General features: G+C 68.9%; 8 protein-coding genes. 4 read left to right on the forward strand and 4 right to left on the reverse strand.

Annotation, left to right across the window (positions count from 1 at the left end):
* Window positions 1–216 precede the first annotated feature (216 nt).
* Window positions 217–2,061 carry an autotransporter domain-containing protein gene (locus PCA_RS15835; protein WP_181303581.1) on the forward strand — a complete coding sequence of 615 codons (1,845 nt, stop codon included), beginning with the start codon at window positions 217–219 and terminating at the stop codon, window positions 2,059–2,061.
* A 90-nt stretch (window positions 2,062–2,151) separates the two neighbouring features.
* Here the strand turns inward: PCA_RS15835 and PCA_RS15840 are convergent, their stop codons facing one another.
* Window positions 2,152–3,015 carry a YbaY family lipoprotein gene (locus PCA_RS15840; RefSeq protein ID WP_181303582.1) on the reverse strand — a complete coding sequence of 288 codons (864 nt, stop codon included), beginning with the start codon at window positions 3,013–3,015 and terminating at the stop codon, window positions 2,152–2,154.
* A 370-nt stretch (window positions 3,016–3,385) separates the two neighbouring features.
* On the opposite strand from PCA_RS15840, the gene PCA_RS15845 reads away from it, so the two are divergent.
* A complete protein-coding gene (locus PCA_RS15845) occupies window positions 3,386–3,964 on the forward strand; it encodes a helix-turn-helix transcriptional regulator (protein ID WP_181303583.1) in 579 nt (192 codons plus the stop codon).
* 78 nt (window positions 3,965–4,042) lie between these two features.
* Here PCA_RS15845 and glyS read toward each other — a convergent pair whose 3' ends face one another.
* The gene (glyS, locus tag PCA_RS15850) at window positions 4,043–6,196 is read right to left on the reverse strand and encodes a glycine--tRNA ligase subunit beta (RefSeq protein ID WP_181303584.1); all 2,154 of its coding nucleotides are present in this window, start codon (window positions 6,194–6,196) and stop codon (window positions 4,043–4,045) included.
* Window positions 6,193–7,104, reverse strand: coding sequence for a glycine--tRNA ligase subunit alpha (gene glyQ / locus PCA_RS15855; RefSeq protein ID WP_181303585.1), 912 nt, complete (start codon window positions 7,102–7,104; stop codon window positions 6,193–6,195). The genes glyS and glyQ overlap by 4 nt, the downstream gene beginning before the upstream one ends.
* Window positions 7,105–7,202: 98 nt before the next feature.
* Between glyQ and PCA_RS15860 the strand changes: the two genes are divergently transcribed.
* On the forward strand, window positions 7,203–9,047 hold the full coding sequence (locus PCA_RS15860) for a GspE/PulE family protein (RefSeq protein ID WP_181303586.1): 1,845 nt from the start codon (window positions 7,203–7,205) through the stop codon (window positions 9,045–9,047).
* Window positions 9,044–9,778: a glutamine amidotransferase gene (locus PCA_RS15865; protein ID WP_181303587.1), complete on the forward strand. Its 735-nt coding sequence runs from the start codon at window positions 9,044–9,046 to the stop codon at window positions 9,776–9,778. The genes PCA_RS15860 and PCA_RS15865 overlap by 4 nt, the downstream gene beginning before the upstream one ends.
* A gap of 3 nt (window positions 9,779–9,781) precedes the next feature.
* Here the strand turns inward: PCA_RS15865 and PCA_RS15870 are convergent, their stop codons facing one another.
* Window positions 9,782–10,465, reverse strand: a complete 684-nt coding sequence (locus PCA_RS15870; RefSeq protein WP_181303588.1) for a rhomboid family intramembrane serine protease — start codon at window positions 10,463–10,465, stop codon at window positions 9,782–9,784.
* Between the last annotated feature and the right edge of the window lie 189 nt (window positions 10,466–10,654).

A 10,654-nucleotide genomic window follows, 5' to 3' on the forward strand; every position in this document is an offset into this window, starting at 1 on the left:
GCCGGGGCGCGGACCGCGGCCCGGCGGCGCGCCCAAGCCGGCCCCCGCCCCGGCCAACAGCGCCTTCGCCGACGCGCTGGCCCGCGCGATCAAGCGCTGAAATTCCGGCACCCGAACCGCATGCCGCGGCGATGCACTGCAGCATGCGGTTCCGTATGGATTGCCGTACCGTAACGTCCATCTAACAAGGCCATCCCGGTCGAGGGGAGTACTTCCATGCTTCGTACCCGCCATCTGGTCGGCGCCATCGCCACCGCCCTGCTGTTCAGCACGGCCGCCAGCGCCACCGACTTCAGCAAGGTCGTCGTGTTCGGCGACAGCCTGAGCGATGCCGGCAACCTGTCGCTTTCGCCTCCGATCAATTCGTCGGTGCCGCTGCGCTTCACCACCAACCCGGGCAAGACCGCCGCGGAGCTGGTTGCGTCCGGGCTGGGCAATCCCGTCCAGGCCTCGCTGCTGGGGGGCACCGATTACGCGTTCGGCGGCGCCGGCGTGGTGCAGGGCGTCGCGCCCGTGCCGACGCTGCCGCAGCAGTTGCAGATGTACCTGGCGGCGAACGGCGGCCATGCGGACGCGCACGCGCTGTACCAGGTCTGGGGCGGCGCCAACGACATCTTCTACCTGACCGGCACCAGCACCGATGCCAACGTGCTCGCCGCCGGCACGGTGAACGCCGCCAGGACCGAACTCGGCCTGCTGGGCCAGATGCAGGCCAGCGGCGCGAAGTACGTGGTGGTCTACAACCTGCCGAACATCGGCGCCACGCCCGAGGCCCTGGCCGGCGGCGCGGCCGCGTCGGCGGGCGCCACCCAGTTGTCGGTGCTGTTCAACAGCACCTTGAACGCAGGCCTGGGCCAGCTCAGCGGCCAGGGGCTCAACGTGATCCCGGTGAACACCTACGGCCTGATCAACGAGGTGATCGCCAACCCCTCGGCCTACGGCTTCAGCAATGTCACCGCGCCGGCCTGCGGCGCCGGCGCCAGCTCGGTGCTGTGCGGCCCGCAGGGTGCCGGCCTGCCGTTCTCCTACGCGCCGGGCACCGACCAGAGCTACCTGTTCGCCGACGGCGTGCATCCCACCACCGCGGCGCACGCGATGCTGGCGCAGATCGTGTTGTCCGAACTCGCTGCACCGGGCCAGATCTCGCTGCTGGGCGAAGCGCCGCTGGCCAACAGCACCGCCCAGACCCGCGCGATCCGCAATGAAATGCTGGCCGACGGCAACGGCAGCCCCACGCGCGTATTCGTCAACGTGGACTACGCGCGCCAGAGCTTCGACGCCCAAGGCAGCACGCCCAAGACCACCAGCGACAACGTCAACCTCACGCTGGGCGTGGATGTGGCCGTCAACGACAACCTCTCGGCCGGCGTGGCCCTGGGCGTGGGCCAGAACAACGCCGACTTCAGCGGCGGTGGCGGCTACAAGCTGCAGGACGTGAGCGGCCTGGGTTACGTCACCTGGCACCAGGGCGGCGGCTATGTAGGCGGCTATGCGAACTTCGGCCAGTCCAGCTTCAGCGACATCGACCGCCGCATCGCGATCGGCACCGCCACGCGCAGCGAAAGCGGCAAGGCCGATGGTTCGCACCTGGGCGCCGGCCTCACCGGCGGCTGGTGGTTCGACCTGGGCAGCGTGCGCACCGGTCCGTTCGCGAACGTGGAATGGCAGACGGTCAAGATCAACGGCTACAACGAGGACGGCAACGACAGCACCGCGATGTGGTTCGGCCGCCAGCAACGCAACGCCCTGGTCGGCACGCTGGGCTGGCGCGTGCAGGGCCACTGGCAGGCCGGCGGCACCACGCTGGCGCCGTACGCCGAGATCGCCTGGAACCACGACGGCAAGGCGGATGCGCGCAACATCACCGCCGGCCTCAACAGCATGAACGGCAGTTTCGCGCTGACCGGCTACGTGCCCGACAAGACCTGGGGCACCGCCGACCTGGGCCTGTCCGCGCAGTTCAACCCGCGTCTCAGCGGCTGGGTGGGCTACAGCGGCCGCTTCAGCGACAACAGCCAGAAGTACAACAGCGTCAACCTGGGCATGAAGTACGCCTTCTGAGCATCACGGCCACGGACGGCCGCGCGCGACAGCTAAAGAAGAAGGCCGGCAATGCCGGCCTTCTTCGCGAACCCTGCCGTGTGAAGCGGCTTACTTCTTCTTGTTGCCGCCGGCCATGTTGTAGATGCTCGCCGCCTGCTGGCGCAGGCTGTTGGCCTCGTCGGAGTTCAGGTCGCCGGTCTTGTCGCCCGTCTGCTGCTCGTGCAGCACCACCATGCCGTTCTCGGTCCAGCTGGCGCGATCGGTCGAGCTGGGCTTGGCGTCCTTGTTCGCCTTCTTCTGCTGCACGGCCACCCACGGCGCGCCGTTCCTGTAGGCGAAGTCGGTGCTGGTGAAGCCCTTGTCGCCGTAGTCCACCAGCTCGCGGATCACCTTGGTCTCGCCGTTCTGGCGGAACACCTGCCAGCCGCGCGAGGCGTTCGGATCCAGCTTGGTGCCGCTGCTCACCTTCATGCCGCCGATCTGCTTGATCAGCGCGTTGAAGTCGGCCAGGTCCTTCTCGGCCGGGGTCTGTTCGGCCACCAGCTCGATCGTGGCCTGGTTCTTGTTGCCGCCGGTGAGTACCGGCGCCTGCATCGGCATGGAGTAGTGGCGCGCGCCGTCGGTGAGGATGGCCTTCACCACGTACACGTCGTTGGTCTTGATGTCGCCGGGCTTGAAGTCCAACTGGAACGAATACGGGAACGTGGCGCCGGAGGCCACCGTCTTGCTGGCCAACGGCGGGGAGCCGGCCGCGGACGGCGACACGTCCACCAGGTTGATCACCAGCTGCGCATTGGGCGACGGCTGTATCGTTCCGCGCACCGAGATGGTGCCGCTCACGGAACCGGCGGCGGCGGCCGCACTCGAACTGGCGCCAGCGGCGCCGTTCTCCGTCTGCGACGACGTCGACGGACCGCAACCGGCCATGGCCAGCACGGCCAGCGACATCACCGACAAAACCATCTTGCGCATGGGAGTAAGCCTCTAACGAAGGGGGTGGGACACGGAAACCGGGCGCCTGCAAGCACCGCGGTTTCGTCGCGGGGGAAATCCCGAGCATAGCCCAAAAAGCATGCCAAGACGCAAGTCAAGCCGGTTTCACGGGCGATTTTGCGTGAACACATGCGAAACGACCATATGCAAGTGTCAACCGGAACTTCTTGGGGGCGTTTATGATTTTCCCGAACAAGAAGATTTCGCCGTTGGACCCCGGGAACGGCCCGCGGGCGCTGGAGTTTCTCCGCCACACCGCAAAAGATTGCTTCAATATCATCGCTTTCTCTTCACGTTAGCCATGATCGTGAAAGATTGCGGCACTCCCATGCCAGCACGGTCCACCGCCATGAATACGCAGAAACTTCCTCACGATTCGCTTCAATCCACGTTCGCCGATCGCATCAAGCTGCTCATCCAGCGCGTGGGCAGCGCCACGGAAATCGCACGTATGTGCGGCTTCTCCGAGGGCGTGGTGCGCAGTTGGCGCGACGGTCATACCGACCCGTCGCGCGCGCGCTGCGTCACCCTGGCACGCACCTTGGGCATCTCGCTGGTCTGGTTGGTGGCCGGCGAAGGCGCCCTGCAGGTCGACCCGTCCACCACGTCCTCGGACGATGCGCAGTACAGCTCCGAAACCACGTCGCCGCAGCGGGCGCGTGGCCGCATCGGCCATGCCCATGGCGTGGCCACGACCACGGACGGCTCGGTCGACCCGCGCCGGCTGAACACCGCCATGCAGATCCTGCAATCGGAGCTGGAGCTGGCGAACAGCCCGCTGTCGCTCGCCGAAAACACCGACATGCTCACCAGCCTCTACGAGATCCTGGGCACCGACGGCTCCAGCGTGGATGCGTCCGCCATGCTGAAGTTCAACCGCCAGCTGGCCGAGCGCATCCGCCACGCCACCTCCTACAAGGTGGCCTGAACCCGTCAAACGGGGCTTGCGCCAGGACGGCGCCGACGCGCGGCGATCCGGAAGGATCGCCGCGTTTTTCGTGCCGGATCAGTCGCGCAGCAAGGCGATGTCGGCCACCGCGCCGAACGCGGCCTTGAGCCGGCCCAGCAGGGCGAGCCGGTTGCGGCGCACCGCCGGGTCCTCGGCATTCACCAGCACCTGCTCGAAGAACGCATCGACCGGCACCTGCAGCTGGGCCAGCCGTTTCAGCACGCTGGCGTAATCGCCGGAGCGCAACGCCGCGGACGTCTCCCGGTCGGCCGCCTCGAGCGCGCCGGCCAGGGCGGCTTCCGCCTCGCCCTCGAAATGCGCGGGATCCACAGCCTGGTCCGGCAGCGGCGCGCCGGTTTCCTCGGCCTGCTTGCGCAGGATGTTCGCCACGCGCTTGTTCGCGGCCGCGAGGCTGGCCGCTTCCGGCAGGCGGCCGAATTCGACCACGGCGTGCAGGCGGCGGTCGAAGTCCGGCAGCGTGGCGGGCTGCACCGCGAGCACGGCCTCGTAGGCGGCGGCGGGACAGCCTTGTTCCGCGTAGTAGCCGCGCAGGCGATCCAGCACGAAATCGACCAGCTCCACCCCCAGCGCGGCGCGCCGCTGGCCGATGTCGATCGCGGGTTTCCTGCCATCCTTGCCGGGCTTCGCGCCCGCCGCGAAGGCGGCCTCGGGCAGCAGTTCCAGCGCCTCGGCGAAGGCGGCACGCAAGTCCAGTTCCAGTTTCCCTTCGATCAGGGTGCGGCCCAGGCCGAGTGCGGCACGGCGCAGGGCGAACGGGTCCTTGTTGCCGCCGGGCTTCATGCCCACGGCGAAGATGCCGGCCAGCGTGTCCAGGCGCTCGGCCACGGCCAGCACCTGGCCGACCCGGTCCGCGGCGATGCCGTCGCGGGCGAAGCGCGGCTGGTAGTAGCTGTCCAGCGCCACGGCCACTTCGGCCGGCTCGCCGTCGTGGGCGGCGTAGTAGCGCCCCATCACGCCCTGCAGCTCGGGAAACTCGCCCACCATGCGGGTGAGCAGATCGCACTTGCTCAGGGAGGCCGCACGCGTGGCGGCGCCTGCATCGACGCCGACACGATTGGCGACGACGCGGGCCAGCTCGGCCACGCGCACGCTCTTGTCCCACAGGCTGCCCAGCGCCTGCTGGTAGGTGACGTTCTTCAGCTGCTCCTGATAGCTCGCCAGCGGCGTCTTCAGGTCCTCGTCCCAGAAGAACTTCGCGTCGGCGAAGCGCGGGCGGATCACCCGCTCGTAACCCTTGCGGATCTCGGCGGGCTGCTTCGAGTCGATGTTCGCGACGCCGATGAAATGCTCGGTGAGCCGGCCGTCCGCGTCGAATACCGGCACGAACTTCTGGTTCGTCTCCATGGTGGTGACCAGCGCTTCCTGCGGCACCGCAAGAAACCCGCGCTCGAAGCTGCAGGCGATGGCCACCGGCCATTCGGCGAGGTTCGCGATCTCGTCCAGCAGTGCCTCGTCCAGCCACGGCACGCCGCCGGTTTCCTGCGCCGCACGGGCCACTTCGTCGCGCACGCGCTGGCGGCGTTCGGCCGGGTCGGCCAGCACCTTCGCGCTGCGCATCGCGTCCAGCCAACCGTCGGCGTCGGCCACGTGCACCGGCTGCGGATGCATGAAGCGATGGCCGCGCGACTGGCGTCCGCTGCGCAGGCCCAGCACCTCGCCGTCGATGACGTCGGCGCCATGCAGCATCACCAGCCAGTGCACGGGACGCACGAACGCGTAGTCGTGATCGGCCCAGCGCATCGGGCGCGGTATCGGCAGGCCCTTCAGCGCCTCGTCCACGATTTCGGGCAGCAGCGCGGCCAGCGTCTGGCCCGGCTTCACCGCGCGGAACACGTACCACGCGCCCTTGTCGGTTTCGAGCTTTTCAAGTTGTTCCACGGCGACGCCGCAGGACTGCGCGAAACCGAGCAACGCCTTGCCGGGCTTGCCTTCGGCATCCAGCGCCGCGTTCGCCGCCGGGCCGCGCCGTTCGACGGATTGCTCCGGCTGCATGGCGGCGACGCGCGGCACGTGCACGGCCAGACGGCGGGGCGAGCACCAGGCCTGCGCCTCGTCCAGCGCGGCCTCGATACCGCGCTTGGCCAGCCCATCGCAGATGCCATGCAGGAAGGCGGCGGACAATTCGTCGAGCGCCTTCGGCGGCAGTTCCTCGGTGCCCAGTTCGACCAGCAGCGACTTGGCGGCGCTCATGCGGCCTGCTCCTTTGCGTTCTTCTTCAGGCCCGGGAAGCCGAGCTTCTCGCGCTGCGCCACATAGGTCTCCGCCACGCTGCGCGCCATCGTGCGCACGCGCAGGATGTAGCGCTGCCGTTCGGTGACGCTGATCGCGCGGCGCGCGTCCAGCAGGTTGAAGGTATGGCTGGCCTTCATCACCTGCTCGTAGGCCGGCAGCGGCAGGTTGGCCGCGATCAGCTGGTTCGCGGTGGCCTCGCACACGTCGAACCAGCGCAGCAGCTCCGCCACGTTCGCGTGCTCGAAGTTGTAGGTGCTCTGCTCGACCTCGTTCTGGTGGAACACGTCGCCGTAGGTGACGGTACCGTGCGGGCCTTCGGTCCATACCAGGTCGTAGACGTTGTCCACGTTCTGCAGGTACATCGCCAGCCGTTCCAGGCCGTAGGTGATCTCGCCGGTCACCGGTCGGCACTCCAGCCCGCCGGCCTGCTGGAAGTAGGTGAACTGGGTGACTTCCATGCCGTTGAGCCAGACCTCCCAGCCCAGGCCCCAGGCGCCGAGCGTGGGCGATTCCCAGTTGTCCTCGACGAAGCGCAGGTCGTGCACCAGCGGATCGAGGCCCAGCTCCTTCAGCGAGCCGATGTACAGCTCCAGGATGTTCTCCGGGTTCGGCTTCATCACCACCTGGTACTGGTAGTAATGCTGCAGGCGGTTCGGGTTCTCGCCGTAGCGGCCGTCGGTGGGGCGGCGCGAAGGCTGCACGTAGGCCGCGGCCCAGGGCTCCGGCCCCAGCGAGCGCAGGAAGGTGGCGGGATGGAACGTGCCGGCCCCGACCTCGGTGTCGAGCGGCTGCAGCAGCACGCAACCCTGGCTGCCCCAATAGCGGTTGAGGGTCTGGATCACATCCTGGAAGGTACGTGCGGACATGGCTTTCCGTGACCGTGGACAAAGCGCGCTAGTATAGCTGCAGCACGCTTGCGCACCGGCTTTTCACCCTTGCGCCGCGCCGCGGGGGAGTAGTCCGGATGGCCGCATCACCACAAATCGCAAGCCTGCTGGGCCGGCGCGGCCGGCTGGAGCTGGACGAGCTGCTCGCCGCGCTGGTGGTCGACGGCTACGTCGGCGCCGAGGACGCGAAGCAGGTGCGCATGGGCTCCCGCTCCGGCCGCAGCGCGGTGGAGCTGCATCCGCTGGTGCTGATCGCGAACGCGAAGCTGCCCAGCCAGCGCGATCCGGGACGCCCGCTGAGCCTGGAGGCGCTGGTCGAATGGCTGGCCGGCCACGCCGGCCTGCCCTACCTCAAGATCGACCCGATGAAGGTCAACGTGGCCGCGGTCACCCAGGTGGTGAGCCACGCCTACGCGCAGCGGCACCGCATCCTGCCGGTGGCGGCGGCCACCGGCGAGGTGACGTTCGCCACCGCCGAGCCGTTCGACGCGGCCTGGGCCAGCGACCTTGCGCACATGCTGCGCCGGGACGTGCACCGCGTGGTATCCAGCCCCATCGACATCAACCGCTACCTGCAGGAGTTCTACGGCGTCCAGCGCTCGATCCAGCTGGCGCAGGACGCGAAGGCGAACGGCGGCTACGACGCGTCGGCGATCCTCAACTTCGAACAGCTGGTGGAGCTGGGCAAGAGCGGCGAGGTCGGCGCCGACGACCGCCACGTGGTGCACATCGTCGACTGGCTGCTGCAGTACGCGTTCGAGCAGCGCGCCTCGGACATCCACCTCGAACCGCGCCGCGAAACCGGGCAGATGCGCTTCCGCATCGACGGCGTGATGCACAAGGTGTTCGAGCTGCCGCCGCCGGTGATGAGCGCCGTGACCGCGCGCATCAAGATCCTCGCCCGCATGGACGTGGCCGAGAAGCGCCGCCCGCAGGACGGCCGCATCAAGACCCGATCCAGCACCGGGCGCGAAGTGGAGCTGCGCGTCTCCAGCATGCCCACCGCGTTCGGCGAGAAGATGGTGCTGCGCATCTTCGATCCCGACCTGGTGGTGAAGGACTTCGCCCAGCTCGGCTTCTCCGCGGGCGAGACCGCGCAGTGGCGGCACATGGTCGAACGGCCGCACGGCATCGTGCTGGTGACCGGCCCCACCGGCTCGGGCAAGACCACCACGCTGTACTCCACGCTCAAGCACCTGGCCACGCCGGCGATGAACGTGTGCACGGTGGAAGACCCCATCGAGATGGTCTCGCCCGAGTTCAACCAGATGCAGGTGCAGACCTCGATCGACCTGGACTTCGCCGCCGGCGTGCGCACCCTGCTGCGCCAGGACCCGGACATCATCATGGTGGGCGAGATCCGCGACCTGGAAACCGCGCAGATGGCGGTGCAGGCCTCGCTCACCGGCCACCTGGTGCTCTCCACCCTGCATACCAACGACGCGCCCAGCGCGGTGACCCGACTGCTCGACCTCGGCGTGCCGCACTACCTGATCCAGTCCACGCTCACCGGCGTGGTGGCGCAGCGGCTGGTGCGCACGCTGTGCCCCTACTGCAAGCGCGAAGCCGCGCAGGACCCGCACGAATGGGCGGCGCTCACCCACGGCTGGCCGCTGCCCGTGCCGGACACGGTGCGCGCGCCGGTCGGTTGCCTGGAATGCCGCAACACCGGCTTCATGGGCCGCACCGGCATCTACGAGATGATGCCGGTCTCGCCGCGGCTGCGCGGGCTGATCGCGGCGCAACTGGAGCTGGGCAACTTCGGCCAGGCCGCGCTGTCCGAGGGCATGCGCCCGCTGCGCATTTCCGCCGCCGAGCAGGTGGCGCGCGGACTCACCACGGTGCAGGAGGTGCTCGCCGTGCTGCCGCCGATCGAGGCACCCGACGACCCCACTCCACCCCAGTCATCCGGCAAGGCATGAAACCCGTCCTGATCATCCGCACCGGCCGCGCGCCCGACCCCATCCGTGGCCGCCACGGCGATTTCCCGCACTGGTTCCGGCTGGGCGCGCAACTGGCGCCGCAACGCCTGCAGGTGGTGGACGTGGAGGCGGGCGAAGCGCTGCCCGCGATCGACGGGATCGCCGGCGCCATCATCACCGGCTCGGCGGCGATGGTCACCGCCCGTGCCGCCTGGAGCGAGCGCACCGCCGGCTGGATCCGCGACGCGATGGATGCGGAACTGCCGATGTTCGGCGTCTGCTTCGGCCATCAGTTGATGGCGCAGGCGCTGGGCGGCCGCGTGGACTACCTGCCGGGCGGCCGCGAGATTGGCACGCAGCCGATCGAGAAACTGGCTGCCGCCGCGCAGGATCCGCTGGCCGCGCGCTTGCCGGCGCGTTTTCGCGCCCACACCACGCACGAGCAGAGCGTGCTGGAGCCGCCGCCGGGGGCGATCGTGCTGGCGCGCTCGGAACGCGACCCGCACCAGCTGCTGCGCTACGGCCCGCGGGCGCTCAGCTCGCAGTTCCATCCCGAATTCAGCGCCGACGTGATGCGCGCCTACATCCACCGCAAGCGCGCCGACATGCAGCGTGAGGGTAGCGACCCGCAGCGCAGTTTCCGCGAGGTCGCGGCCACCCCGGTCGCGCGCGGCGTGCTGCACGGCTTCGCGCACCACCACGGGCTGTCGCACGGCGGTCGCCACCGCTGAGCGTCACTGGCGCAGGCGTCGCGCGATCGCGTGGCGCGAGAACAGCGCGAACACCAGTCCGAACACGAAGCCGCCGATGTGCGCCCACCACACGTAGGCGCCGTAGCTGGGGCCGGCATAGCTGAAGAGCAGCTGCAGCAGCACCCAGATGCCGATCAGCAGGTAGGCCGGCACGCGCACGAACTCCAGGTACAACCCCAACGGCAGCACCAGGCCCAGCCGGGCACGCGGGAACAGCGCCACGTAGGTGCCGACCACCGCCGACACCGCGCCGCTGCAGCCGATGATGGGCAGGCGCACGCCGGCCAGCGACAACGCGCCGATCAGGTTCGCCACGATGCCGCCCGCCACGAACAGCAGCAGGAAGCGCAGCGAGCCCAGCGCGCGTTCGCCCGGCAGGCCGAAGATCACCAGGAACAGCAGGTTGCTCAGCAGATGCAGCCAGGTGACGTGGATGAACAGCGCGGTGGACAGGCGCAGCAGCGACGGGTCGGTCAGTTGCGGCCACAGCGGCTCGTGCGGATTGAAGATGTTCGCCGGCACCGTGCCCCAGTCCAGCAGCACCGCGAGCCGTTGCGGCAGCGGCAGCAGCGCCAGCCACACGAAACACAGCACGCAAACGCTGACGATGAGCACGGTGGCCCAGTGCCATTGGCGGCGTCGGCGTGTCTCGACGTGTACGAACATGTGTACTCCGCGGCCGCTACCGGCGGCAGCCTGCCCGATGATAGGCGATCGTCGCCCGGCGTCGCGGCGGCGGTCGCCGCAACCGGGCTCCGCGCCGTGACGCCGGTCCCGGAAAAGCAAACGCCCTCACCGGGATCGGTGAGGGCGTTCGAGGGATAAAGCCCCTGGCGGTGACCTACTCTTGCATGC

The organism is Rhodanobacter sp. PCA2 (assembly GCF_013620825.1).
Classification (GTDB): Bacteria; Pseudomonadota; Gammaproteobacteria; order Xanthomonadales; family Rhodanobacteraceae; genus Rhodanobacter_A.